At 64.4% G+C, this 24090-nt stretch carries 24 protein-coding genes; 17 read left to right on the top strand and 7 right to left on the bottom strand.

Annotation, left to right across the window (positions count from 1 at the left end):
- The first annotated feature begins 45 nt into the window (after positions 1 to 45).
- The gene (locus C5L14_RS05840; protein WP_146126844.1) at positions 46 to 423 is read left to right on the top strand and encodes a cyclic nucleotide-binding domain-containing protein; all 378 of its coding nucleotides are present in this window, start codon (positions 46 to 48) and stop codon (positions 421 to 423) included.
- 245 nt (positions 424 to 668) lie between these two features.
- Here C5L14_RS05840 and C5L14_RS05835 read toward each other — a convergent pair whose 3' ends face one another.
- A complete protein-coding gene (locus C5L14_RS05835; RefSeq protein ID WP_105861087.1) occupies positions 669 to 1622 on the bottom strand; it encodes an aromatic alcohol reductase in 954 nt (317 codons plus the stop codon).
- A 70-nt stretch (positions 1623 to 1692) separates the two neighbouring features.
- Here C5L14_RS05835 and C5L14_RS05830 point away from each other — a divergent pair, with 70 nt between their 5' ends.
- From C5L14_RS05830 to C5L14_RS05800, 7 genes are all read left to right on the top strand, one after another.
- A complete protein-coding gene (locus C5L14_RS05830) occupies positions 1693 to 2145 on the top strand; it encodes a winged helix-turn-helix transcriptional regulator (protein ID WP_105861086.1) in 453 nt (150 codons plus the stop codon).
- Between the two features lie 357 nt (positions 2146 to 2502).
- Entirely contained in the window at positions 2503 to 4170 is a 1668-nt protein-coding gene (locus tag C5L14_RS05825; RefSeq protein ID WP_105861085.1) for an adenylate/guanylate cyclase domain-containing protein, read from the top strand.
- A 174-nt stretch (positions 4171 to 4344) separates the two neighbouring features.
- Complete coding sequence (locus C5L14_RS05820) at positions 4345 to 5448, top strand: radical SAM protein (protein ID WP_210203208.1); 1104 nt, start codon at positions 4345 to 4347, stop codon at positions 5446 to 5448.
- Positions 5445 to 6173 (top strand): FkbM family methyltransferase, encoded by a 729-nt coding sequence (locus tag C5L14_RS05815; protein WP_181161040.1) that lies wholly within the window; start codon positions 5445 to 5447, stop codon positions 6171 to 6173. Before C5L14_RS05820 ends, C5L14_RS05815 begins: the two co-directional genes overlap by 4 nt.
- Before the next feature lie 215 nt (positions 6174 to 6388).
- Positions 6389 to 8599, top strand: a complete 2211-nt coding sequence (locus tag C5L14_RS05810) for a mechanosensitive ion channel family protein (protein WP_146126843.1) — start codon at positions 6389 to 6391, stop codon at positions 8597 to 8599.
- Between the two features lie 99 nt (positions 8600 to 8698).
- Positions 8699 to 9340, top strand: coding sequence for a LysE family translocator (locus tag C5L14_RS05805; RefSeq protein WP_105861082.1), 642 nt, complete (start codon positions 8699 to 8701; stop codon positions 9338 to 9340).
- 126 nt (positions 9341 to 9466) lie between these two features.
- Positions 9467 to 10219 (top strand): phosphodiester glycosidase family protein, encoded by a 753-nt coding sequence (locus tag C5L14_RS05800; protein WP_181161039.1) that lies wholly within the window; start codon positions 9467 to 9469, stop codon positions 10217 to 10219.
- Between the two features lie 3 nt (positions 10220 to 10222).
- On the opposite strand, the gene C5L14_RS05795 is transcribed toward C5L14_RS05800, so the two are convergent.
- Positions 10223 to 10780, bottom strand: a complete 558-nt coding sequence (locus C5L14_RS05795; RefSeq protein ID WP_181161038.1) for a Uma2 family endonuclease — start codon at positions 10778 to 10780, stop codon at positions 10223 to 10225.
- A 118-nt stretch (positions 10781 to 10898) separates the two neighbouring features.
- Here C5L14_RS05795 and leuC point away from each other — a divergent pair, with 118 nt between their 5' ends.
- The 4 genes from leuC to rlmH all read left to right on the top strand — a co-directional run bounded on the left by leuC (position 10899) and on the right by rlmH (position 14074).
- Complete coding sequence (leuC, locus tag C5L14_RS05790; RefSeq protein WP_105861080.1) at positions 10899 to 12320, top strand: 3-isopropylmalate dehydratase large subunit; 1422 nt, start codon at positions 10899 to 10901, stop codon at positions 12318 to 12320.
- 85 nt (positions 12321 to 12405) lie between these two features.
- Positions 12406 to 13038, top strand: a complete 633-nt coding sequence (locus C5L14_RS05785) for a nicotinate-nucleotide adenylyltransferase (RefSeq protein ID WP_105861079.1) — start codon at positions 12406 to 12408, stop codon at positions 13036 to 13038.
- Between the two features lie 146 nt (positions 13039 to 13184).
- A complete protein-coding gene (rsfS, locus tag C5L14_RS05780) occupies positions 13185 to 13589 on the top strand; it encodes a ribosome silencing factor (protein WP_105861339.1) in 405 nt (134 codons plus the stop codon).
- 5 nt (positions 13590 to 13594) lie between these two features.
- Positions 13595 to 14074 (top strand): 23S rRNA (pseudouridine(1915)-N(3))-methyltransferase RlmH, encoded by a 480-nt coding sequence (gene rlmH, locus C5L14_RS05775; protein WP_105861078.1) that lies wholly within the window; start codon positions 13595 to 13597, stop codon positions 14072 to 14074.
- Between the two features lie 41 nt (positions 14075 to 14115).
- Here the strand turns inward: rlmH and tlpA are convergent, their stop codons facing one another.
- Entirely contained in the window at positions 14116 to 14793 is a 678-nt protein-coding gene (gene tlpA / locus C5L14_RS05770) for a thiol:disulfide interchange protein TlpA (RefSeq protein ID WP_181161037.1), read from the bottom strand.
- A 15-nt stretch (positions 14794 to 14808) separates the two neighbouring features.
- Between tlpA and argH the strand changes: the two genes are divergently transcribed.
- The 5 genes from argH to C5L14_RS05745 all read left to right on the top strand — a co-directional run bounded on the left by argH (position 14809) and on the right by C5L14_RS05745 (position 18988).
- Complete coding sequence (gene argH, locus C5L14_RS05765; RefSeq protein WP_105861077.1) at positions 14809 to 16191, top strand: argininosuccinate lyase; 1383 nt, start codon at positions 14809 to 14811, stop codon at positions 16189 to 16191.
- Between the two features lie 97 nt (positions 16192 to 16288).
- Positions 16289 to 16492: an LPS translocon maturation chaperone LptM gene (gene lptM / locus C5L14_RS05760; RefSeq protein WP_105861076.1), complete on the top strand. Its 204-nt coding sequence runs from the start codon at positions 16289 to 16291 to the stop codon at positions 16490 to 16492.
- Between the two features lie 18 nt (positions 16493 to 16510).
- The gene (gene lysA / locus C5L14_RS05755) at positions 16511 to 17776 is read left to right on the top strand and encodes a diaminopimelate decarboxylase (RefSeq protein WP_105861075.1); all 1266 of its coding nucleotides are present in this window, start codon (positions 16511 to 16513) and stop codon (positions 17774 to 17776) included.
- A gap of 260 nt (positions 17777 to 18036) precedes the next feature.
- Positions 18037 to 18504: a hypothetical protein gene (locus C5L14_RS05750; protein WP_146126842.1), complete on the top strand. Its 468-nt coding sequence runs from the start codon at positions 18037 to 18039 to the stop codon at positions 18502 to 18504.
- A gap of 22 nt (positions 18505 to 18526) precedes the next feature.
- Entirely contained in the window at positions 18527 to 18988 is a 462-nt protein-coding gene (locus C5L14_RS05745) for a hypothetical protein (RefSeq protein ID WP_105861073.1), read from the top strand.
- 52 nt (positions 18989 to 19040) lie between these two features.
- Here the strand turns inward: C5L14_RS05745 and C5L14_RS05740 are convergent, their stop codons facing one another.
- From C5L14_RS05740 to C5L14_RS05725, 4 genes are all read right to left on the bottom strand, one after another.
- Complete coding sequence (locus C5L14_RS05740) at positions 19041 to 19535, bottom strand: hypothetical protein (RefSeq protein ID WP_105861072.1); 495 nt, start codon at positions 19533 to 19535, stop codon at positions 19041 to 19043.
- A gap of 192 nt (positions 19536 to 19727) precedes the next feature.
- Positions 19728 to 20720 carry a betaine--homocysteine S-methyltransferase gene (bmt, locus tag C5L14_RS05735; RefSeq protein WP_105861071.1) on the bottom strand — a complete coding sequence of 331 codons (993 nt, stop codon included), beginning with the start codon at positions 20718 to 20720 and terminating at the stop codon, positions 19728 to 19730.
- 232 nt (positions 20721 to 20952) lie between these two features.
- On the bottom strand, positions 20953 to 22287 hold the full coding sequence (locus C5L14_RS05730; RefSeq protein ID WP_181161036.1) for a S41 family peptidase: 1335 nt from the start codon (positions 22285 to 22287) through the stop codon (positions 20953 to 20955).
- The gene (locus C5L14_RS05725) at positions 22284 to 23696 is read right to left on the bottom strand and encodes a murein hydrolase activator EnvC family protein (protein WP_105861070.1); all 1413 of its coding nucleotides are present in this window, start codon (positions 23694 to 23696) and stop codon (positions 22284 to 22286) included. Before C5L14_RS05725 ends, C5L14_RS05730 begins: the two co-directional genes overlap by 4 nt.
- Between the last annotated feature and the right edge of the window lie 394 nt (positions 23697 to 24090).

Below are 24090 nucleotides of genomic sequence, written 5' to 3'. Positions count from 1 at the left end.
ACCATTAGGAACGCGCCGATCTTCACGGGCATAGATCCGTGCAAGATGCGGCTGCTTGCCTGCATGAGCGAGCAGTTGACCTTCGAGAAGGGCGACTATCTCTTCAAGGTCGGGGAGATTCCCGATGCCGCCTACGTCATCCTCAAGGGCGACGTCGAACTTCTTGGCCAGAACGGCGAGAATCTCATTTCCATCGGCACCGAAGGGCCGGGCGCCATGATCGGCGAAGTGGCGGTGCTTTGCGATGCACGCCGCTTCACCTCGGCGCGGGCGCATACCGACATTTCGGTGATGCGCATCAACAAGGACTGCCTGCTGCGCATGATGCAGGATAATCCGCAATTCTCGATGTCGATCGCCAAGGAACTGGCGCGCCGCGTCATGCAGATCGCGACGCAGGACGCGAACATCCTGACGCATTGAGGTCGTTCGCACAGCTGCCGGCTCGCGCCCCGGACCCGCTGCGCGAGCAACGGGCTTGGTCATACCGCCCAATCAAGACGGCTCGGGCTATCGGGTACTGCGTCCGAGGCCGCACTCACAAGGAAGTCCGGCGATCGGCTTACGCCCCGCTTTCGTCATCCCTTCGGTTGATTTGCAGACCGGATAACCGCCATTCGCAAAATGGCCGAGGCTACCCGGTCTGTACCGATCCTCTCGCTAAGCGGCTAATTGCTGCGGGAGGAGGTGAGGTTTGCGCCGATCCACGCCGTCACATCGGTGACGGGGATGGCATTCCTCTGATTGAACGTCCCGGCCTTGTCCCAAGCGACTCCGCGCCCTTGGGCAAACGCTGCACGATACTTGCGCATCATGTTCTGGGGGGCGCGTGCCAGCTCTTCCATCAGGAAAGGTTCGGTCCATTCCGATCTGCTGAAGGGACGACCAAGGGCGGCTTCCAGCTTGTCTGCGACTTCACCGTAGGTAATGGTATCACCCGCCAGAAATACGATCTCATTTCGGATGGTCGGTTCAAAGAACACAATCTCGGCGGTTAACACCCCGATGTCATCCGGCGTCGTCAGCGTCACGGCAGTGTCGAGGCTGCCAAGGGCATGAACCGCGCTGTTGTTCAGATCGACAACGCCGAACTCCGGTTCGAATAAATAGCTCATGAACATGCCGGTCGAAATGATGACCCACTCAGTCTTGCTCTGTGAGCGCAGCAGTTCGCGTACGTCGAGCTGCGCGTCGAAGATATCCTGCGGTCCGCCACGACCGATCGCTTCGAAATCGACGCCGAACTGCCACGGAAAATAGCGTGGAACACCGGACCGCAACGCGGCCTCGGCCAGTTTCATAGGCGTGTCGATCCCGGCGGCATAGCCGGTGCATCCGATCACGGTGTCATATTGCTGGAAAACCGACGCAAGCTCGTCGACCGAGCTCTTCACTAGATCGCCTACGACGATCTCTATCCCGAGGTCGCGGATCTCGCTGATATCGCGCCTCTTGGTCGGCTCGTCGGACGCGACGGCGCTGGCGCGTAACAGCACGCTAATCCGGGCTCCCTCCACGTTCTTTGCACGACGCGCCAGGTTGCGCAGTACCGGCATGCCAAGTTCGCCGGCACCCAGCACGAGAATGTTCCGTGACTTCACTGCGGAGACTACATCGTTCATAGTTCTGACCTATTCAAGATTGGTTGCCGCCCTGATCTGGCAATCCATAGACAGGCGCGAAAGAAGGCACATGCGTGATACTGGGGGCAGATCGCTAAACCGGGACGACGTTCTCAGATACTCCCAGACGGTCTGCGACGGTCTTCGGGACGACGACGACGGGTTGCGGCGAGAGGTGCTGGCTCATGCTGGCAATCGCTGGTCGCTCGGTGTCATCCACGCCCTCGGCGTGTACGGCCAGCTACGTCATGCGGAGATCGGCCGGCGCATGCACGGTATTACCCAGCGGATGCTGACGCGCACCCTTCGCCTATTGGAGCGTGACGGATTGGTGATCCGCCATGACTTCGAGGAGGTGCCCCCTCACGTCGAGTATCGGCTGTCCGACTCCGGCTTGGAGCTACTTGTCCGGATGGTTCCTCTATGGACCTGGATCGTCGAAAATGCGGACAGCTTCCGGGCGGCAAGGGAGGCATTTGATACAAACCACACTTCCGGTCATTGTTCGGCCGATCGGCCTTGATCCAAGGGGTCCGCGGCGGCGAGCTTCCTGCCCAAGACCTCGCGCGGGATACGACAGTCGAGGCACTTGCGGGGCGTGTCGTTGAGCCGATCTGCCTGCTCTGCAGCTGACGCTTGCAGAGCGCTGAGATGTCGGTGTCGAAGGGCAGAATGCGCCGAATCCGCCCGTTGGTGTTTTCGACGTTGCCCTTCTGCCCAGACGTCGAGGGCCGGCAGAAATATGGGACGAAGTCGCGTCGAAACAAAGAGCTAGAGTAAAGCTGTGTTTTCGCTAAAACGGGCTTTGCTGCAAAGCCCGCATGGGCTCCCGATTTGATAAACGCCGCATCCCGGCACCCATCTTCACGAGTTCGACCGCATGAGCGACACCGAGAGCGCACCCGGGCAAATCGAATGGCGATTGCCGCGGGAGCGCGAATTGCGGCTATGGGCCGGCGTCGTGCTGTTCGCCTTCGTGACCACCCATCTGCTCAACCACGCCCTCGGCGTGTTCGGCGTGGCGACCATGGAGGCCGTGCAGCGCTGGCGCATCTGGGCCTGGCAATCCTATGGCGGCACCGCGCTCCTCTACGGAGCGCTGCTCACCCATGCGACACTCGCGCTCAAGCGCCTGACCACCCGGCGCATTTCGCGCATGCCGCTTGAGGAGCTGGTGCAGATCGCGCTCGGCCTGGCCATTCCCTATTTCCTGATCTCCCATGTAATGGGCACCCGCATCACCTCGCTCTACGGCTACAGCGAAAGCTATGGCGAGGTGCTCGCGCGGATCTGGCAGGGCGGGCCGGCCAAGCAGATCCTGCTGCTGCTCTGTGCCTGGACGCATGGCTGCATCGGCATCGGACAGGTGCTGCGCAGCCGCTCCTTCTATGCACGCTGGCGCGATTTGCTGGTTCTGGGGACGGGCATGCTGCCTACGCTCGCTCTGGCGGGCTTCTTCTCCGCCAGCCGCGAGCTCGAGGCGGCCGGACGCACGCCTTCGCCCATCGCGGCCGACCACACCATGGCCCTGCTCGTCGCCGGCCAATGGCTGCTGCTCGGCCTGGCCGCCGTCATCGCCTTCGTGGCGCTGGTGATGATTCTCAGGGTGTTGCTGCGGCTGCGTTCCGGAACCGTCGCCATCCGCTATGTCGGCCACGGCACCTTCAAGATCCCGCGCGGCACCACCGTGCTCGAAGCCAGCCGCGCCAACGCCATCCCCCACCCCGCCCAGTGCGGGGGGCGCGGGCGCTGCTCGACCTGCCGGGTGGCCGTCACTTCGGATGCGAGCGCGCTGCCCTCCCCGAGCAAGGCCGAGCGCACCATGCTGGAGCGAATCTCGGCGCCCGCCAATGTCCGCCTCGCCTGCCAGCTTCGTCCCGATCACGACATCTCCGTGCAGATCCTGCTGCCGATCGTGCCGACGGGCATGCGCGGGCGCAGCGGCGACGATCTCTATCGCTGGGGCGCCGAACGCGAGATCACGGCGCTCTTCGTCGACATCCGCGCCTTCAACGCGATGACGAGGCTGCAGATTCCCTACGACATCGTGTTGTTGATGAACCGCTTCGTGCAGGAAATGACCCAGGCCGCCGAGGCGCATGGCGGGCGGGTCGACGCTTTCGCGGCTGATGGGCTGATCGCGATTTTCGGCCTGGGCGACGAGCCCTCCCGCGGCGCCGCCGATGCCATCCGGGCCGCCAGGGGCATGCTTAAGAGCGTGGAAGGACTCAATACCGAATTCGGCGCGGCGCTCTCGATCCCCCTCAGGGTGGGCATTGGCATTCATTCCGGCCCCGCCATCATCGCCCGTGTCGGCGACAGCGAACGCGGCATGCGCCTCGTCGCGCTGGGCGACACCGTCACCATCGCCGGCCGGCTGGAGGCCGCCACCAAGGATTACCTCACCGACTGCCTGATCTCGGAAGAGGCGATGCAGCGTTCGGGCATGTCGCTGCGGCGCCAGAACGGCAAGCATCTGCACATCGTCGGCCGCGACAAGCCGATCACGCTCTACACCCTGGAGGAGACTCCCGTGCCGGCGGAGTGAGGCGGGACTGCAGACGCCATGGGAGACGGGTCTCCGGAGCCGTCCGGCACGGCGCCTTCTGCCGGGTCGGCCATCACTCGAATTTGAGCGCCGCCTGTCGCACTCCCGCCAAATCTGCGCTACACACGGGCTCAAGCCACCGGCCTTGACCCGGTGCGCCGACAGGAGAAGACCGTGCTTGACCTGACTGCGATTGGAACCAAATCCGCCGCCCCCAAACTGCTGCACCGCGTGCGCGACAAGGTGACGGACCAGATCCAGAAATCGCCCTTGGCGCGCAAGGCGTTCACCTACGCCGCCAGCCGCATTCCGCTTCGATATTTCAAGAAATTGCCGACGATCATCGTCGTCGACGTCACCAATTCGTGCAATCTGCGCTGTCCCGTCTGCCCGGTCACCTTCGCCATGACCCGTCCGCGCGGCCTGATGAAAATGGAAATCTTCCGGCAGATCGTCGACGATTTCGTCGACGAGAAGCAAAAGCCGGCGATGTATTTCAACTTCTCCGGCGAGCCGACCATGAACAAGGCGCTGCCCGAGATGATCGCCTACGCCAATGAGCGCGGGCACGACACCTTCGTCTCGACCAACGCCACCAAGCTCTCGTCCGAACTGATCGAGAAGATGCTCCAGGCCGGGCTCGGCCGCATCAATCTGTGCATCGACGGCTTCGACGCCGAGGCGCAGGAATCCTATCGCGTCGGTTCGAAATTCGAACAGGTGAAGGCCAATATCGAGAACTTCCTCGCGATCAAGCAGCGCCTCGGCAACACCAAGACGGTGACCGTGCTGCAGACCCTGCTGACCTCCTATTCGGAAAAGCAGATCGACGCGATGGTCGAATGGGCCGACGATATCGGCTTCGACCAGGTGCGCTTCAAGACCTTCAGCCTCGGCTCCTATACCGACGACGACCAGCAGACGAAATATGGTCACCTCGTGCCGAAGAATCACGATCTTCAGCGCCATCAGAACGAGAAGATCAGCCTGCTCTGCGACGTGCCGCTCTACCAGACCGTGGTCTTCTGGGAGGGGGACCTGGGCCTGTGCTGCATCGACTATGACCGCATGATCAAGCTGCCCAATGTCGACAAGGTCGGCTTCAAGCAAGCCTATCTGTCGGACGAGGCCGCCAAGGCCCGGCGCCACGGCTACACCAAGCAGTTCGACATCTGCCAGAGCTGTTCCTACTCCAATGCCGACAATATGGGCTTCAAGATCAAGCTCAACAAATTGCGTCGGCAGAGGGCCGCCGAACTGCAAAGCAAAGCGGCGTGAACGCCCGGGTGCGCAATGTCGCCGGCGCGAGCTTTGCCGTCGCCGACGACAAGGACGGTTTCTGGGACAAGGCGGAGAGCGGCGCCTGGGAGCCGGAGACGCTGGCGAGCGTGCATGCCCTCGCCGGTCCCGGCACGCTGTTCATCGATATCGGCGGCTGGATCGGACCGATCACCCTGACGGCAGCCGCCCTCGGCGCCGAGGTTCTCGCCTTCGAACCCGATCCGCGCGCCTTCGAGCTCATCAGTGCCAATGTCGCCGCCAATCCGGCCCTGGCACCACGCATCCGCCTTCACCATGCCGCGGTGTCGCCGACCCCGGGGCGTGTCAGGCTGGGCTCGCCCAAGAAGCCCGGCGACAGCATGGGCAGCATCCTGGCCGCCGACAGCGGCGTCGCGTTGTGGGAGGCGCAGGCCATCCTGCCGGCCGAGATCGCCGCGATGGCGGGGGACGCCGGACGCATCGTATTCAAGATGGACGTGGAAGGGGCCGAGTATCAGCTCCTGCCGCACCTGGCCCCTCTCCTCGGCCCGCGCACCGCAGCGGCGCTGATCGCCTTCCACCCCCGCCTGCTCGCCAAGGCCGGCCGCTCGGCGGCGGAGATCGAAGCCCTGACGGCGACGGCCCGGTCGGCGCTTGCCGACTACACGCTGCGCAACCTGGATTGCGAGGAACAGCCAATATCCCGGCAGGCGAATTCAACCGTGCTGGCCACGCGAAAATAGCGATTTGCCGACACAGAGCCATTGACCGGCCCTCCTGGCTGTGTCGTGAATTGGCTGGCCTTCGGCGAGGAACGCAGACCCATGCGCGCCAGCCCGGCGGCAATTGGCGCAAAGCGTGTTCATGACCGAATGCCCTTTGCCCTCACTCTTTGTTTCGATGCGTCCTTGCGATTCTCGCCGCAACCGGCAAATCGCAGAACGCTTGGGGGGCGTTCGTGTTGAGACTGCCTGGCGCCTTGCGTTGGCTCTTCCTGGTTTTCGCCCTGGCCAGTTCGCCTTGCCGGGCACAGGGAACGCCTACGCCGCCCGCGGCTGCCCCGCCCCCTGCCGCCATGAGCCAGCAGCAGATGGACACGATGGTGGAAGCCATCAGCCAGTCCGTCATGAAAAAGCTGCAGGCGCAGGGTGCCCAGGGCGCCCAACCCGCACCGCCCAGCCCCGACAGCAGCGGCATGCAGATGGCGAGTGCCCAGCAGACCGAAATGTTCATGCATGTCGGCAGCCTCGTCACCGGCTTGCCGGCTCTGTGGGCCGAATTCGGCAAGCTGGCCGCCAGGCTCGATGCCGATTTCAACAATGGCAGGGGCCTCGGCCGCTATTTCCTGCTGCTGATCGGCGCGCTGGCTGCGGCCCTCGCGGCAGAATGGGTGGTCCGGTGGCTGCTTGCGCCTCTGCGGCGACGCCTGGTGACCCGGATGCACGGGCTGCATGGCATCCGGGCCCTGCTCGGTCTCGGAGCCCTGGAACTGCCACCCCTGATCGCGCTGTGGATCGTCGGCAATGCCAGCGAGGCCGCCCGCTTCATGGGTGATCTGCCGCAGACCCGCTTCTCCATCGCCATGCTCAAGACCATGCTGATCTGGCGCCTGCTCCAGGCGGTGTTCCGTTTCACCCTGCAGCCCCGCCTGCCCGAGGCCCGTCTGCCCGATCTCGGGGATGCCGATGCGCGGGCCATCTATCGCGGCGCCTCCTTCGCGATCCTGCTGCTCTTGTTCAACGCTGTGCTGGCCGATGTGCTGCGCGCGCTGCAATCCCCGCCTCTGGCCGTCGGAACCGCCCAGCTCTACGGTGCCGTGATCATGATGCTGGGCATGACGGCCGTCTGCATCCGCCTGAACGGTCCGATCGGCCGCTGGTTCATCGGCGTCGCCAATCCCGCCCATGCCAGCCCGGTCAAGACCGCGATCGCCAAACACTGGCTTCTAGGCGCCATGCTGCTGTTCGCGCTGTTCGTCACCGCCGACATCTATGCGGCCGTGGCCGGCCAGACGCGCATCTCCGGCGCCCTGATGCTGACGCTGGCGATCCTGGTCGCCCTGCTGGTCATCGAATCCCTGGTGCACCGCATCCGCATCATGCTCCAGCACCAGTCCGACGGCGTCCATCTGATTCACCCCAGGGGCGCCGAAGCGCTGGCGCGCTGCGCCCGCTTCGGTGTCCTGATCCTGGCGATCGGAGCTCTGGGCCGGACCTGGGCCGTCGACGTCAGCGGCGTCATGGCGGGTGATGATTTCAACACGGTGGCGCGCAACCTCTTCTCCGCGGGGCTGACGGCTTTCGCCGCCTATTGCGCCTGGGAGCTGGTGCGCTACGTCACCGACCGCTATTCCGCAGGCCGCAGCGGTCCCTCCCTGCCGGGTACCGGCGAGAACGAGGACGAAGCACCGGTTTCCACCGCCTCGCGCATCGCCACCATGATGCCGGTCTTCCGCATCGGACTGGCCATCGCCATCTCCATCCTGGCCGTGCTGACCGTCCTGTCTCAGCTCGGTGTCAACGTGACGCCGCTGATCGCCGGCGCCTCGATCTTCGGTCTCGCCATCTCCTTCGGGTCGCAGACCCTGGTGAAGGACGTGGTGTCGGGCGTCTTCTTCCTCATCGACGATGCCTTCCGGGTCGGCGAATATATCGATGTCGGCAAGGCCAAGGGCACAGTCGAGGGCTTCACCCTGCGCTCGCTGCGCCTGCGCCATCAGAATGGACCGGTGCACACCATCCCCTACGGCCAGCTCGGTCAGGTCACCAATTACAGCCGCGACTGGGCGACCATCAAATTCACGCTGCGCTTCGCGCGCGAGACCGATCTGGAAAAGCTGCGCAAGGCCGTCAAGAAGATCGGCCAGGAGATGCTCGAGGACCCCGAGATGAAGGAGGAATTCCTCACCCCGCTGAAGATGCAGGGCGTGTTCGACATCACCGACAACGCCATCGTCGTCCGCTTCAAATTCACGGTCAAGCCGAACAAGCCGACCTTCATCCAGCGCGAGGCGCTCAAGCGCCTGGTCCGCATCCTCCCCGAACAGGGCATCGAGTTCTCCACCGGCACCGTGGCGGTGCGCACGCTCGACGGCGAGGGGCGCGCCGGCCTCGGTGCCGCCGTCGCCGCCAATGCGGCCCTGACCCTGCCTCCCGCCGCGACCGGATAGGCCCGTTGGGACAGAGGGGTGACGTTGCCGCCGAACCCTTCCCCAAACACCGATCTCGGTGTAGCAGACACAGACCCAGCACGTGCCGGCGGAGTCGCGATGACCTTTCTACCCGACCTCCATACACTCGCCCTCTATTCGGCAGCCTGCGTATTCCTGTTCATCACGCCCGGCCCCGACATGAGCCTGTGGCTGGCCAAGACCATCTCGGGCGGCCGGCGCGGCGGCACCGCTGCCATGCTGGGCACGCAGGCGGGCTGCCTGTTCCACACCTTCTTCGCCGCGGTCGGCCTGTCGGCCGTGCTGGCGGCCTCGGCCACCGCCTTCACCGCATTGAAGATCGTCGGCGCGCTTTATCTGCTCTGGCTCGCCTATGGCGCCATCCGTTCGGGCTCGGCCCTGAACCTGCGCGACGAGGCCAGGTCGGAGGCGGGTTTCTGGCCCACTTTCATGGTCGGCCTCGGCATCAACCTCACCAATCCCAAGGTGGTCCTGTTCTTCCTCACCTTCCTGCCGCAATTCGTCGACGCCGCCGACCCGCATGCCTCCCAAAAACTTTTCTTTCTGGGACTCTATTTCATTGCCATCAATCTGCCGTTTGCGTTTCTATTGATTCTCGGGGCTGAGAAAGTGGTGTCGTGGCTGAAGGCTCGCCCGCGGGTCTTGCGCGGCATCGATTTCACCTTCGCCGGTGTCTTCGGGCTTTTCGCCTTCAAGATTCTGACCACGCAGACCCGCTGAAGGGGCTTCGCCTGAAGCGGTTTCGGATTTGACCGAATCGGTTCAAGTCTCGAAATCGCAGTGAATCAGAGAGTTGGAGTAAAATCGTTTCCGTTGAAGACGCGCTTTGCTCTGGGGAGTTGTTGCTTGCCGTCGTTTCTGCGCCGGACCCTGCTGGGCCTGGCAATTATCGCCGCCCTGATCGGATCGGCCGTCGCGGCCGAGGCTGCCTGCGAGGACACGACCTCGAAGGGGCGCAGCTACATCGTGTGCCGCTTCGATCTGTCGAACGACAGCCTCGCCCTCTATTGGCGCGGCGCCGACGGTACGCCGCTCGGCAGCCCCAGCCGGCTTGCCCAGGAACTGGGCGCCCAAGGCAAGAAGCTGATCTTCGCCATGAATGCCGGCATGTATGACAAGGCGCTCGGCCCGGTCGGCCTCTATGTCGAGAATGGCCGCATCCTTCACAATGCCAACACGCGCAACGGCTTCGGCAATTTTCACCTCAAGCCGAACGGCGTATTTTATTTCGGCGACGGCAAGGCCGGCGTGATGGAAACGAGCCGTTTTCTGAAAGCCCGCATCAATGCCCGCTTCGCCACGCAATCGGGACCGATGCTGGTGATCGACGGCCAGATCCATCCCAAGATCCAGCCGGACGGGCCGTCGGAGAAGATCCGCAATGGCGTGGGCGTGCGCGATGGCAAGATCGTGATCTTCGCCATTTCGGCCGAGCCGGTCAGTTTCCACGATTTCGCCGAACTGTTCCGGGATCACCTGGGCACTCAGAACGCTCTCTTCCTCGACGGTTCGATCTCCACCCTCTACGCGCCCCCCATGCCGGCCATCGGCGGCTGGACCACGCTGGGGCCGATGGTGGGTGTGACGGAAGGGCCGTAGCGTTTATTCGGGAACGATCTCGCGATAGATCTCGGCCAGCGATAATTCCGCACCGATCTCCGGCAACCCTACGATTGCGCCGGCGCCGACGAGCTCCTCCCCAGGCTGCCAAGCCTGCTCGTTACGGCGATGCACCAACACGCGAGCCTCGTCCTGCCAGAATATCAAATAGGCGGCGATATCCGGCACTGATTGATAGTCCCGCAACTTGATGAGGAAGTCCGTGGCTTTGGTCGAATCCGAAAGAACTTCGATGACAATGCGAGGTTCGCTTGCGAGCAGGTCCCTCGGACGATAGGGGCCGCAATGCACTGCCACATCCGGATAGCGAACATTGCCGTTTGGGCAGGCGATCTTGACATCGAGCGCGAGGCGACAAGGCTTACCCTGCAACTGGTTACCGAGAGCGAGTGCGATTCTCGAACGCACATAATCATGCGCCACCGTGCCGCCGGTCATCATCACGGCCTGGCCGTCTACGAGTTCGTAGCGCAGTTCCTGCTCGTTTTCCCAGGCAAGGAACTCATCCAGCGACATCGGCTGGTGCCGCACTTCAGCCATTTGCAACCTCATCGAGGGAAGCGCAACCTACCACACGAGGCTGTTAGTTTTTACACTCTTTTCCAGGCGGGCATTTTTGACTACATCAGCCGTCAAATCGACATTCTAGGAAAAGCCAATGGCTCCCCGCACGCTCTATGACAAGATCTGGGACGACCACGTCGTCGAAACTTCCGCCGACGGGACGAGCCTGCTCTATATCGACCGCCACCTGGTGCATGAAGTGACGAGCCCGCAGGCTTTCGAGGGCCTGCGCGTTTCGGGTCGCCGGGTCCATTCGCCCCAGCGCACTCTGGCCGTGGTCGACCACAATGTGCCGACCTCCGACCGCTCCAAGGGCATCGACGATCCCGAAAGCGCCATGCAGGTCTCGACGCTCGCCCAGAACGCCAAGGATTTCGGCGTCGAATACTATTCCGAACTCGACAAGCGTCAGGGTATCGTCCACATCGTCGGCCCCGAGCAGGGCTTCACCTTGCCCGGCACGACCATCGTGTGCGGTGACAGCCACACCTCCACGCATGGCGCCTTCGGCGCCCTCGCCCATGGCATCGGCACGTCCGAGGTCGAGCATGTGCTCGCCACGCAGACGCTGATCCAGAAGAAAGCGAAGAACATGCGCGTCACCGTCGACGGCGTGTTGCCGGAGGGCGTGACCGCCAAGGATATCATCCTGGCCATCATCGGCGAGATCGGCACCGCGGGTGGAACCGGCCATGTGCTGGAATATGCCGGCGAAGCCGTCCGCGCCCTCTCGATGGAGGGCCGCATGACCATCTGCAACATGTCGATCGAGGGCGGCGCCCGCGCCGGCCTGATCGCGCCCGACGAGAAGACCTACGCCTATCTGAAGGATCGCCCCAAGGCGCCCAAGGGCGGGGCCTGGGACCGGGCTTTGGCCTATTGGAACACGCTGTATACCGAGGAAGGCGCGCATTTCGACCGCGAGGTGAAGCTCGACGCCGCCGCGCTGCCGCCGATCGTCACCTGGGGCACCAGCCCCGAGGATGTCGCTTCGATCACCGGTTTCGTGCCGCGCCCCGAGGATGCGCCCAACGAGCACAAGAAGTCCGCCATCGAGCGCGCCTTGGCCTATATGGGCCTGCAGGGTGGCGAACGGATCCAGGACCTCAAGCTCGATCGCGTCTTCATCGGCTCCTGCACCAATGGCCGTATCGAGGATCTCAGGGCCGTCGCCAAGGTCGTCGCCGGCCATCATGTGAACGCCAACGTCAACGCCATGATCGTGCCGGGTTCGGGCCTGGTCAAGATGCAGGCCGAGGCCGAGGGCCTCGACAAGATCTTCCGGGCCGCCGGCTTCGACTGGCGCGAGCCGGGCTGCTCGATGTGTCTGGCCATGAACGCCGACAAACTCAAGCCGGGCGAGCGCTGCGCCTCGACCTCGAACCGCAATTTCGAGGGTCGCCAAGGCTATAAGGGACGGACCCATCTGGTCTCGCCGCAAATGGCCGCCGCTGCCGCTATCGCCGGCCATTTCGTCGATATCCGCGAATGGGAAAAGATCGCGGCCAACGCCTAAGAGGGCAGCGCCCTCGGGCGCTTTTCTCATCTGCGGGAAGAGAGTAAGGGTGAGGGGCGGCGCGACCGTGCACGAACAAGTCCCCATGCCCGAACTCTCGCCCGCCGATGCCCGCCGCCTGCCGGCCTTTGCCCCGGGCATGACCATCGGGCTGTTCGGCGGCAGCTTCAACCCGCCCCATGAGGGCCATCGCCACGCCAGCCTGGTGGCGTTGACGCGGCTTGGACTGGACCGGGTCTGGTGGCTGGTGACACCGGGCAATCCCCTCAAGGACAACCGCGCCCTTCCCTCGCTCGAGCTCAGGGTAGCGGCCGCCCGCCGGCTCGCCGGCCACCCCCGCATCGAGGTGACCGGCATCGAGGCCGACATCCACACCCGCTATACCTACGACACCATCGCCTGGCTGCAGCGCCGCTGCCCGGGCGTGACCTTCGTCTGGATCATGGGGGCCGACAATCTCGCCGGCTTCCACCGCTGGCAGCAATGGCAGGCCATCGCCTCGCGGGTGGCCATCGCCGTGGTGGCCCGCCCCGGCGCCACCACCAAGGGCCCGCTCGCCAAGGCCGCTCGCGTGCTTGCCGCCTATCGCGTTCCCGAGCACCAGGCCGCGACGCTGAAATATCGCCGCCCTCCCGCCTGGACCTTCCTGCACGCGCCGCTCGACGCCAATTCCTCCACGGCGTTGCGGGCCAGCGGCCGCGGCTTGCCCATAAGGTAAAAATTAACCGCTTATTAACCATGTCGGCGCAGGCTTAATTCCATCGACGTCATTGAATCGACGCGATGGCTTGCTAATATTGTGGAGCGAGTGGAATTCGCGGAGGTCCGCGAATCAATGAGCAAGAGGGTGTGCCCCTGACCACGTTGGTGAGACGCGAAGCGGACGTGATTCCGCTTCATCCCGTGAGCCGAGCGATCCGCCCGGACGTTGAAGCTACGGTTCGCCTGATCCTCAATGGCCTCGACGACATGAAGGCCGAGGAGATTGTGGAGATCGATCTGCGCGGCAAGAGTGCAATCGCCGACGTCATGATCATCGCGACAGGCCGGGTGGCCCGGCATGTCGCCGCGATCAGCGATCGCATCGCCAAGGATCTCAAGGAAAACGGACACGGCAATCCCCGCATCGAAGGCGTCCCGGTCTGCGACTGGGTGCTGATCGACACCGGGGATGTCATTGTGCACGTGTTCCGCCCCGAGGTTCGCGCCTTCTACAATCTTGAGAAGATGTGGTCTTCGGGCCGCCCGAACGAACTGCTTCCGAGCTGATCTGAATGCGCCTGATGATCTGCGCCGTCGGCCGGCTCAAAGCCGGCCCGGAACGCGATCTCGTGGCCCGCTACGCCGAGCGGCTGAATGCGAGCGGCCGCAGCCTCGCCCTCGGCCCGCTCGACATCGTGGAAATCGACGAAAGCCGCGCCCGGCGGCCTGAGGACCGCAAGGCTGAAGAGGCCGACAAGCTGCTCGCTGCCGCCGGCCAGGCCGCCATCATTGCCCTGGACGAAATCGGCAACTCGCCCGGCAGCGAGGCCTTCGCCGCAAAAATCGCCGGCTGGCGCGATAATGGAACCCAATCACTGGCCTTCCTGATCGGCGGCGCCGATGGCCATGGCGACGCGGTCCGGTCGCGCGCGATCCTCTCGCTGTCCTTCGGCAAGATGACCTGGCCGCACCAGATCGTGCGCATCCTTCTGGCCGAGCAGCTCTATCGCGCCGCCACCATCATCGCCGGCCACCCCTACCACCGGGTGTGAAGACCAGGGCGTTTCGCAAGAAAAGCAGGATTTGAGGTTCCCTACGACCCGATGGCCGCCTTGATCAGCGCCTTGGCATCCTCGCTGGCCCATTCGGCCGGGCCCGCCATGGCGCCGATGCGGCAGCCCTGCTTGTCGATCAGCACCGAAGTCGGCAGGCCCTGGCCGAGACCTTCGTTGCGCAGGCTCTGCAGGATGCCGGTCGAGGGATCGGCGTAACGGTGCAGCTTGTCGATCTTGGTCTCGTTCAGGAAGGCGTCGACCCGCTCGGGGCCCTGCGTGTCGATATTGACGGCCACCACCTCGAAATCCTTGCCACCCAGATCGGCCTGCAGCTGGTTGAGGGCCGGCATTTCTTTGCGGCAGGGCACGCACCAGGTCGCCCACAAATTGAGCAGCACGGTCTTGCCCTTGAAATCGGCCAGGGTCGTTTTGCTGCCATCCGCCTTCTGGAAGCTGATCGGCACCAGCGGCTGCGGCACTTTGGAAACGGCGAGGGCCGCCACCTCCCCCTTGGCCAGCGGGTCGACGCGGGCGGCAATCGCCGCGGAAGCAGGGCAGGACGCGCTTTCCTGATTGCCCGAGCCGCCCTTTGTCCCGTATACCGCGCCGACACCCACCACGGCTCCCGCCAGGATTGCCGCGCCGATCAGCCAGCGCCGGTTCGATCCTTGTGGTGGCTGAGCCTGCGAATGTTCCTGCCGACTATTCTCGTTCACTGAAAGCCTATCCGGATGAGCAACAAAATGTGGGGCGGCCGGTTCCAGTCGGGACCGGACGCGATCATGGAAGAGATCAACGCCTCGATCGACTTTGACAAGCGCCTGTGGGCCCAGGACATCCGCGGCTCTCTGGCGCATCTTGCCATGCTGGAGAAGCAGGGGATCGTCGCCGCCGCCGATGCCAAGGCCATCGCGGACGGTCTAGAGGTGGTCCGCGGCGAAATCGAGAGCGGATCGTTCACTTTTTCGCGCGCGCTCGAAGACATCCATATGAATGTCGAGTCGCGGCTTGCGGCCATCGCCGGGCCGGCAGCCGGGCGCCTGCATACCGCCCGCTCGCGCAACGACCAGGTCGCCACCGATTTCAAGCTGTGGGTGCGCGACACCATCGACGATCTCGACGCCCAGCTGAAGGACCTGATGACAGCGCTCGCCGAAAGGGCACTCGCCTTTTCCGGCGCGGTGATGCCGGGCTTCACCCATCTGCAATCGGCCCAGCCGGTCACTTTCGGCCATCATCTGCTCGCCTATGTCGAGATGCTCGGCCGCGACCGCGGCCGCTTCGCCGATGCGCGCAGACGCCTCAACGAATGCCCGCTCGGCGCTGCGGCGCTCGCCGGCACCTCCTTCCCGATCGACCGCCATGCCACGGCAAAGGCACTCGGCTTCGACCGCCCCACCGCCAATTCGCTCGATTCGGTCTCCGATCGCGACTTCGTGCTGGAGGCGCTCGCCGCCGCCTCGATCACCGCCATGCATCTCTCCCGCTTCGCCGAGGAGATCGTGATCTGGACAACGCCGCAATTCGCCTTCGTGGCGCTGTCGGACAAGTTCACCACCGGCTCGTCCATCATGCCGCAGAAGCGCAATCCCGACGCGGCCGAGCTGGTTCGCGGCAAGGCCGGCCGGGTCGTCGGGGCGCTGGTCGGCCTCATCACCATGATGAAGGGCCTGCCGCTCGCCTATGGCAAGGACATGCAGGAGGACAAGGAGCCGGCCTTCGACGCGCTGCAGACCCTGTCGCTGTGCACGGCGGCGATGGCCGGCATGGTCAGGGACATGGTGCCCGATCTCAAGCGCATGAAGGCTGCCGCGGGCTCGGGCTATGCCACGGCCACCGACCTCGCCGACTGGCTGGTGCGCGAACTCAACCTGCCTTTCCGCGAGGCCCATCACGTCACCGGCCGCCTGGTCGGCATCGCCGCCGATGCCAAGCTGCCGCTGGAGAAGCTGTCGCTGGCCGAAATGCAGGCGGTGGAGCCGCGCATCCATCAGGGCCTGTTCGCCGTGCTCGGCGTGGAGAAGTCGGTCCGCAGCCGCACCTCCTATGGCGGGACGGCGCCGGCCAACGTCAAGGCCCAGGCCAGGAAGTGGCTGAAGGCGTTGGCGAAGTAGTCGGAGCGCTGCCTCTCAACAAGCCCGCATGGTGCCGAGATGTTCGCGTTCCCAAATCGAAATTCGTGCTACACAGCGTCAAACACTGGAGTTCCCCATGGCTGGTAATGCGTTCCGCATCGCGCTTGCTTTGACGCTGGTCACGACCCTCGGCCTCGCCGGTTGCGGCCGCAAGGGCAAGCTCGAGCCACCGCCCGAGCAGCATGTCACGGATGGCGATGGCAATGGCTACAGCAAGAAAAAGGATCCGGGCTATGTGAAACCGGACCGCAAGCTGCCGATGGACTTCCTGTTGAACTGATTTCGAACCGGCCTGACCATGCATTACTTTACCTATCGCGACGGCGTGCTTCACGCCGAAGATGTCGCCCTGCCGGCGATCGCTGCCGCCGTCGGCACGCCCTTCTACTGTTATTCGGCCGCTACGCTGCGCCGGCACTACAAGGTGTTCGCCGGCGCTTTCGCCGACGTGCCCTCGCTGGTCTGCTTTGCGGTGAAGGCCAATTCCAATCTCGCCGTGCTGCGTCTGCTCGCCAAGCTCGGTGCCGGCATGGACGTGGTCTCGGAAGGTGAGCTGCGGCGCGCGCGCGCCGCCGGCGTGCCCGCCAGCAAGATCATGTTCTCGGGCGTCGGCAAGCTCGTGCGCGAGATCGACTATGCGCTCGACGAGGACATCCTGTGCTTCAACGTCGAGTCCGAGCCGGAACTGGAGCTCTTGTCGCAGCGCGCCAGCGCCAAGGGCCGGACAGCCCGGGTGTCGCTGCGCATCAATCCGGACGTCGATGCCAAGACCCACAAGAAGATCTCCACCGGCAAGTCCGAGAACAAGTTCGGCATCCCGATCGCCCAGGCCCGAGCCATCTATGACCGCGCGGCCAAGCTGCCGGGTATTCTGGTCACCGGCGTCGACATGCATATCGGCAGCCAGATCACTGCACTGGAACCCTATGACGCCTCGATCGAGCGCCTGGTCGGCCTGGTCAGGGACCTCAGGGCCGACGGCCATGTCATCGACCATATCGATTTCGGAGGCGGCCTAGGCATTCCCTATCGCGACGACAACGAGCCGCCGCCCCACCCAGACGACTATGCCGCGGTGGTCAAGCGCTATGCCAAGGATCTCGGCGCCACTTTGGTGTTCGAGCCCGGGCGCCTGGTTGCCGGCAATGCCGGCATCCTGGTGAGCGAGGTCGCCTTCGTGAAGGAAGGCGAGGGCAAGACCTTCGTCATCGTCGACGCCGGCATGAACGACCTGATCCGCCCGACGCTCTATGAAGCCTATCATGCGATCTGGCCGATCAAGGAACGCCCCCTCGGCGGCGCCATGGTGACGGCCGACGTGGTCGGCCCGGTCTGCGAGACCGGCGACTATCTCGCCCTCGACCGCGACATCCCGGTGGTGGAGCGCGGCGACCTGGTGGCGGTGATGTCCGCGGGCGCTTACGGCGCCGTGCAGTCAGGCACCTACAACACCCGCCCCCTCATCCCGGAGGTGCTGGTGGACGGCGACAAGTTCGCGGTGATCCGGCCCCGCCCGAGCTATGACGAACTGCTCGGGCTCGACAAGGTGCCGGACTGGCTGTAACCGGTGGAACAGGCGGGTTCGCGGCGCCGCGCTAAAGCGTTTTGCGATTTGGCGGAATCGCCAGGAATCGTAAAGACGCGTCTAATCAAAGAGTTAGAGCAATGCCGCGTTTCCGTCTAAACGCGCTTTGCGCTAGAATGAAACGCGATGCCTTCGAATTGCGGTTTCTCTCCAACTCATTGTTTTGATGCGTTTTCTGGTCGAATAGCCGAGCGGCTTTTCGGGAAGGTGCTTTAGCGGGGGGTGCAGGCATGGGGCAGATGAGAGGCATAAGCGCGGCCTTGCTCGGCGTATTGCTGTGCGTCGGGCCGGCGCGGGCCGCCGAGGGACAGTGGCAGGTCCGCCAATTTCCTGAAAGCGGTTCGGTGACGCTGATCTATGACACACCCGGCGGCGGCGAAGAGCTTCTCGGCTTCTATTGCAACGAGCATGGCAAGCAGTTCTCCATCGCCTATTACGTCAGCGCCAAGCGGTTTCGGGACAAGGAGAAGACAAAGATGACGCTGTCTTCCGAAGCAGGGACTCTATCCTGGCCGATGACCGCCGGCTCCAGCCAGACAGGCAATGATCTCGGCCTCTCGGCCGAAACCACGCTCACCCCGGCACTCATCTCCCTGCTCTCGGCCGGGAGCCAGCTCACCATCGCCGCCAAGGGGCGCAAGCAGCAAATCCCGCTCGCCGGCATAGAGTCGGGCCTCGCGGACCTCAAATCAGTTTGCAAATCCTGACATTCCGACCGTTGGAGACATTATGCCAGCCCGCCTCGTTCTGTCCCTGCTCGCCTCCCTGGCCCTAGCCGGCCCTGCCCTGGCGGACGCCTATAGCTGGCAGCTGCGCCAGTCGCCGGAATCGGTAGTGCTGGCCTATGAAGTGCCCGACACAGACGACCAGCCGCTCGGCCTTTTTTGTGAACCCGAGGGCAAGGCCTTCTCGATCACCTATCGGCCTGGCGCCGACAAGATCCGCAAAGGCTGGAGCGGCGTGGTCAGTTTCAGTTCCGACGGCGGACAGGTCGATGTGCCCATGCAGGCGGTCGATGACGAGCTGAGCGGGCTCACCTTGGAAGCCAAGACTGCCTTCGACCCGGATTGGACCGTCGTCCTCGGCAAGGGCCGCACCCTCAAGATCGCCTTCAGCGGCCAGAGCGAGAGGATCAAGCTGGCCGGCATCGCCAAGGGCGCCGCCGCGCTGGCCAAGGCCTGTGGCCGATAGGACGTGCTTTTGTAGCGCAGCGCCGCTCTTTTGATCCGCGCCTGCGCGGCGCTCAACGGGCGACTGCGAAGCACTTGGCCAGTCTGGCGGCTACGGCGTCATAGATTGCCGCTTCCTTGGCCGGATAGGTCAGGCGGAAGGCGCGGATGGTCTCGATCGTGCCTTTGGCGTCCTTCTCCAGCAAGAGCTTGGCATAGAAGGTCTCACCGCCCTTCCGGCCGGAGACCACCACCCAATCCTTGGTGGCGCTGCGATAGGTGATCTTGCCGTCATCGGCGACACCGGCGACGATCGCATCGATGTCTTCTTCCGCAGCATTGTAGGAACCCCAGACCCGCAGGCTGGCGCCGGAAGGGGCCGAGAAGACGCGCCCGTCGCCATTGTCGGCCTCGGGCTGCGCCGTCATGAGATCGGCGGGGTAGCAGATGCGGTAGCCGAAACGCGCATTGGCATAGTCGCTCCAGTCCCGCGCGGCCGCCGGGCCGGTGAGAACAGCCAGGCCCATAAGCGGGACGAGCATGGCCCAGGAACCGATCAGGCGGCGCATCGGCCTCTCCCTGTCTATGAAAACACCGGCGATGTGCCGAACCCCTCGGGGCAAACGCTTTGAGGCGTTCGGCGCGTCACCGGTCATTCTCTAGGCTGCCGCCGCCCGGAGAGCTGTTCTGCAAGGAACGCACCGGCAGCGCGCCCCTATGCCGTCGCCCGGGTCAGGCCCGGGCGTGACAAGGGTCAGCTCTCAATGCCGGCGCCGGCGCCGCGCCTCTTCGCCGCCGCCGGCCTTGGGCGGGGCGACCAAGGGGCCGATTTCCGCGATCACCTTGGCGGTATCGGGGCGCTCGGCGCGGACATGGCCGTCGATGGCCTGGCGCATGGCGGCAAGATGGGCCGGCGAGGTGCCGCAGCAGCCGCCGATGATGCGGGCACCCGCGTCGATGGCAAGGCGCGCATAGTTCGCCATCAGCTCCGGCGTGCCGGAATAGTGGATATGGTCGCCATGGAACTGCGGAATGCCGGCATTGGCCTTGGCGATCACGACCGCTCCGGGATTGGCCTCGGTCATCGACAGCACGGAGACCAGCAGGTCCGAAGCGCCGACGCCGCAATTGGCGCCCACCGCAACGGGATGGGGATCGACGCCGTCGGCAACCTCCGGCATGGCCGAAGGCGGGATGCCCATCATGGTCTTGCCGGCCGTGTCGAAGCTCGCCGTCACCGTATAGGGCATGCCGGCCTTGACCGCTGCCTTGGCGGCGGCGCGCATTTCCTCGGCAGCCGACATCGTCTCGATCCAGATCACATCGACGCCGCCTTCCTTGAGCCCTTCGATCTGCTCGACGAAGATCTCCACGGCCTCGTCCTCGGTCAGCGGGCCGAGCGGCTGGAAGAGATCGCCGGTCGGGCCGACGGACCCGGCCACCACGACGGGGCGGCCCGCGCCGTCGGCGACCTCACGGGCGTTGCGCGCGGCGGCGGCATTGAGCTCCTTCACGCGCCCGTCGAGCTTGTGCAGCGCCAGCCGCCGGCGATTGCCGCCGAAGGAATTGGTGAGGATGATGTCGGCCCCGGCATCGACGAAAGACTGGTGCAGCGCGTGGATGCGGTCGGGATGGTCGAGGTTCCACATCTCCGGCGGATCGCCCGACATCAGGCCCATCTCGAACAGATTGGTCCCGGTGGCCCCGTCCGCGAGCAGCACGGGCTTTTGAGCCAGAAGTTCGGTCAGGCGCATGGCGTGTCCTTCATGAAGAAACCATGTTTCCACATAGGCCTTTGCGGAAACGATTCAAGCGGGAATTTCCGGGTGCGCGGACGTCACGGCGACATGGTTGCAGGTGGCGACGTCCGCTCTTCCGTTCCGCCGGTACCGTGTTTCCAAGTGCGGACGAGACGTCCACCACCCGGAAAACAGCAACGCCGGGACAAGCCCGGCGTTGCAGAAGCATGGAGCGGACGAGACGGCCTCAGTTCGGCACGCCGGCCTTCGGATCCGGCGGGAAATAGGCGCTCTTCTGCACGCCATGCAGCAGGTCGATCGCCTTGTTGAGCTGGGTATCGTCCTTCTCGTTGGCCGGCACATAGGCCGAGGAGCCACCTTCTTCGGTCTTGTCGGCATCCGGATTGGCCAGATGCCCCTTGAGGCCGGACTCGCCCTTGGTCTGGTCCTTGCCCTTGAGATCGTCCGGCACGTTCTCCTGCACCACGATCTCCGGATCGATGCCCTTGGCCTGGATCGAGCGCCCGGACGGGGTGTAGTAGCGCGCCGTGGTCAGGCGCAGCGCGCCATTGCCCTGCAGCGGGATGATGGTCTGCACCGAGCCCTTGCCGAAGGAGCGCGTTCCCAGGATGGTGGCGCGCTTGTGATCCTGCAGGGCGCCCGCGACGATCTCCGAAGCCGAAGCCGAGCCGCCATTGACCAGCACGATCACCGGCTTGCCGCCGGTCAGGTCGCCGCCGCGGGCGGAATAGCGCTGCACGTCGTCGGCTTGGCGGCCGCGGGTGGACACGATCTCGCCGCGCTCGAGGAAGGCATCAGAGACCTGGATCGCCTGATCGAGCAGGCCGCCCGGATTGTTCCTGAGGTCGATGATGTAGCCCTTGAGCTTGTCCGGGCCGATTTCCTTGCTCAGCTTGTCGATGTTCTTCTTCAGGCCATCGAAGGTCTGCTCGTTGAACTGGGTGATGCGGATATAGCCGATGTCATCGCCCATCTTCTTGGCCTTGACCGACTGCACCTTGATGATGTCGCGCACCACCTTGATGTCGATCGGCTCGCCCTTGTTGCGCAGGATCTTCAGGGTGATCGGGGTGTTGACCGGCCCGCGCATCTTGTCGACGGCCTGCTGCAGCGTCATGCCCTGAGTAGCTTCGCCGTCGATGCCGGTGATCAGGTCGCCCGCGAGGACGCCCGCCTTGGAAGCCGGCGAGTCATCGATCGGCGAGACCACCTTGATGGCACCGTCCTCCTGGGTCACCTCGATGCCGAGACCGCCGAACTCGCCCTTGGTCTGCACCTGCATGTCCTGGAAGCTCTTGGCATCCATGTAGCTGGAATGCGGATCGAGCGAGGTCAGCATACCATTGATGGCCGCTTCGACCAGCTTGCCGTCCTCGGGCTGCTCGACATAGTCCGAACGCACCCGCTCGAACACGTCGCCGAACAGGTTGAGCTGCTTGTAGGTGTCGGTGACGGCGGCATTGGCACCGCCCATCAGCAGCAGGTGGGGCTGCGTTACCGCGATCGTCGCGATCGCGCCCATGGCCACGCCGCAGAACAGAATGGGAAGCTTGCGAATCATCCGCGTGCCTTTTCGCCTTGATTGGCCCACCACGGGGTGGGGTCTATGGAAACACCGTCTTTCCGAAACTCGATATATAGGGCGGCTTGGCCGGCACTTGAAGCACCGCCGAATGCCGCAGCCGTCGCCTGCATTCCCGAATCTGTCTTGCCCGAATCTGTCTTGCCCAAGCCCGCCTGTGATCCCGGACCGGCATCCGATCCCAGAGACGGACCTGAACCCATGGCGGCAACAGGCTCGCCCGTCAAGACAAACTGGCCCAGCCCCACATTGATCTTGTCCATGCCGGCCATCACAACATGATACCCGCCACCGGCATTGATGATCAAGAGTTGGCCGTAGGAGCGGAACTTGCCGGCAAAGACGACCCAGCCGTCGCAGGGCGCGGTGACGCTCGCGCCGGGCGCCGCCGCCAGGGTCATGCCCTTGGTTGCGCCGCCATTGCCGTCGTCGGCACCGAAGCCGCGCAGCATCGTGCCGGTCACCGGCAGGCGCAGCAGGCCCTTGGCCTGGTCGAAGGGCATGGCGGGCGTCAGGCGGCTCGGATCCTGCAAGGCGGCGAGGGACGGCCGGGCTTGGCCGTTCGCCGCATCGGCCGAATCGGCAGCCCGCTTGGCCGGCGCCACTTCGCGTTCCATGCGGGCGATCAGGTCCTTCAGATTGGCCGCTTCCTGCGCCAAGGCGGTGGCGTGGGCCTGTTCGCTGGCGAGGGTATTCTGCTCCTGCGCCAGCACCTTCTGGCGCTCCTCGACCAGGAGCTGGGTGCGGGTGCGCTGCTCGGCAAGGGTGATCAGGGCCTGTTTGAGCGTGTCGCGTTCGACGGTGATCTCGCCTCGCACCCGGGCCAGTTCCTTGAGATCGGCCGCCAGCGCCTGCATTTCCTGGCGCATCTCGGGCAGCACCGCCCCCAGCAGCATCGCCGTGCGCACCGCCTCCAGCGCATCGTCGGGGCTGACCAACAGAGCCGGCGGCGGGTTGCGCCCCATGCGCTGCAGGGAGGCCAGCACCTCGATCAGCAGGCCGCGCTTGCTGTCGAGCGAGACGTGGATATTGTCCTCGTTGCTGTCCAGCGAAGCCAGTCTTGCCTCGGCCCCCAGCACTTTGGCCTCGGTCTCATGGGTCTGGTTGCCGGTATCGACCAGTTGCTGGCGCAGCTTCTCGCTGTCGGCCCCGATGGCCTGGATCTCCTTGCGCAGGCGTGCCAGCGTCTCGTCGGACAGCTTGATCTCGCCCTGGATGCGGGCGAGGTCCTGACGCATCGTTTCCTGACGCTTGGCAGCCGCCTCGTCGACGGCGGGCGGGCCCGCGGCCGGCGTCTCGGCTCCTGCCGCCGGCCAAGCCACGCACAGCGCCAGCAACGCCCCGGCAAGGACGGGGCCGATGATCGAGTTTGCGCTGTCGTGGGTCATTCCAGATTGATGCGGCCAATATGGTTAACGAAGTTTCAATCGTTAACGATTCTTCATTGTTGTCGAGGGATAGTGGCGCGCCATCCCGTCTTTTCTGGGGCACGCCGGCCATAGCCGACGGAAATTGCTCACCCGATTCGCGTTGGCTGAGGCCCGTCCGGCTCCTGCCAATCGCGATTTTTTCCCAATTTGGCGCTTTGACGCATTTTCTCAACCGAAAATGCTGTAAGGGGCCTCATCCCGCCGCGAACATGCCGCAATCGCACTGCCGTCATGCGCGCCTGCCATTCAACCGTGCAGCCTCTTCGACGGCTGCATCGAACAAAGCGCGATTTCCTCGAATCAAACTTTGTTCAAACTACTTGTTTTGACGCGCTTTCTTAATCGAAAAGTC

It is taken from the genome of Labrys okinawensis (assembly GCF_002982075.1).
Lineage (GTDB): Bacteria > Pseudomonadota > Alphaproteobacteria > Rhizobiales > Labraceae > Labrys > Labrys okinawensis_A.
This window is presented reverse-complemented; position numbering and strand designations above follow the sequence as displayed.

What these genes read in the sequence shown, in the direction of transcription:
- C5L14_RS05840 (WP_146126844.1), top strand. Translation starts at nt 46, where the DNA reads ATGCGGCTGCTTGCCTGCATGAGCGAGCAGTTGACCTTCGAGAAGGGC.
- C5L14_RS05835 (WP_105861087.1), bottom strand. Translation starts at nt 1,622, where the DNA reads ATGAACGATGTAGTCTCCGCAGTGAAGTCACGGAACATTCTCGTGCTG.
- C5L14_RS05830 (WP_105861086.1), top strand. Translation starts at nt 1,693, where the DNA reads ATGCGTGATACTGGGGGCAGATCGCTAAACCGGGACGACGTTCTCAGA.
- C5L14_RS05825 (WP_105861085.1), top strand. Translation starts at nt 2,503, where the DNA reads ATGAGCGACACCGAGAGCGCACCCGGGCAAATCGAATGGCGATTGCCG.
- C5L14_RS05805 (WP_105861082.1), top strand. Translation starts at nt 8,699, where the DNA reads ATGACCTTTCTACCCGACCTCCATACACTCGCCCTCTATTCGGCAGCC.
- C5L14_RS05795 (WP_181161038.1), bottom strand. Translation starts at nt 10,780, where the DNA reads ATGGCTGAAGTGCGGCACCAGCCGATGTCGCTGGATGAGTTCCTTGCC.
- leuC (WP_105861080.1), top strand. Translation starts at nt 10,899, where the DNA reads ATGGCTCCCCGCACGCTCTATGACAAGATCTGGGACGACCACGTCGTC.
- C5L14_RS05785 (WP_105861079.1), top strand. Translation starts at nt 12,406, where the DNA reads ATGCCCGAACTCTCGCCCGCCGATGCCCGCCGCCTGCCGGCCTTTGCC.
- rlmH (WP_105861078.1), top strand. Translation starts at nt 13,595, where the DNA reads ATGCGCCTGATGATCTGCGCCGTCGGCCGGCTCAAAGCCGGCCCGGAA.
- argH (WP_105861077.1), top strand. Translation starts at nt 14,809, where the DNA reads ATGAGCAACAAAATGTGGGGCGGCCGGTTCCAGTCGGGACCGGACGCG.
- lptM (WP_105861076.1), top strand. Translation starts at nt 16,289, where the DNA reads ATGGCTGGTAATGCGTTCCGCATCGCGCTTGCTTTGACGCTGGTCACG.
- lysA (WP_105861075.1), top strand. Translation starts at nt 16,511, where the DNA reads ATGCATTACTTTACCTATCGCGACGGCGTGCTTCACGCCGAAGATGTC.
- C5L14_RS05750 (WP_146126842.1), top strand. Translation starts at nt 18,037, where the DNA reads ATGAGAGGCATAAGCGCGGCCTTGCTCGGCGTATTGCTGTGCGTCGGG.
- C5L14_RS05745 (WP_105861073.1), top strand. Translation starts at nt 18,527, where the DNA reads ATGCCAGCCCGCCTCGTTCTGTCCCTGCTCGCCTCCCTGGCCCTAGCC.
- C5L14_RS05740 (WP_105861072.1), bottom strand. Translation starts at nt 19,535, where the DNA reads ATGCGCCGCCTGATCGGTTCCTGGGCCATGCTCGTCCCGCTTATGGGC.
- bmt (WP_105861071.1), bottom strand. Translation starts at nt 20,720, where the DNA reads ATGCGCCTGACCGAACTTCTGGCTCAAAAGCCCGTGCTGCTCGCGGAC.
- C5L14_RS05730 (WP_181161036.1), bottom strand. Translation starts at nt 22,287, where the DNA reads ATGATTCGCAAGCTTCCCATTCTGTTCTGCGGCGTGGCCATGGGCGCG.
- C5L14_RS05725 (WP_105861070.1), bottom strand. Translation starts at nt 23,696, where the DNA reads ATGACCCACGACAGCGCAAACTCGATCATCGGCCCCGTCCTTGCCGGG.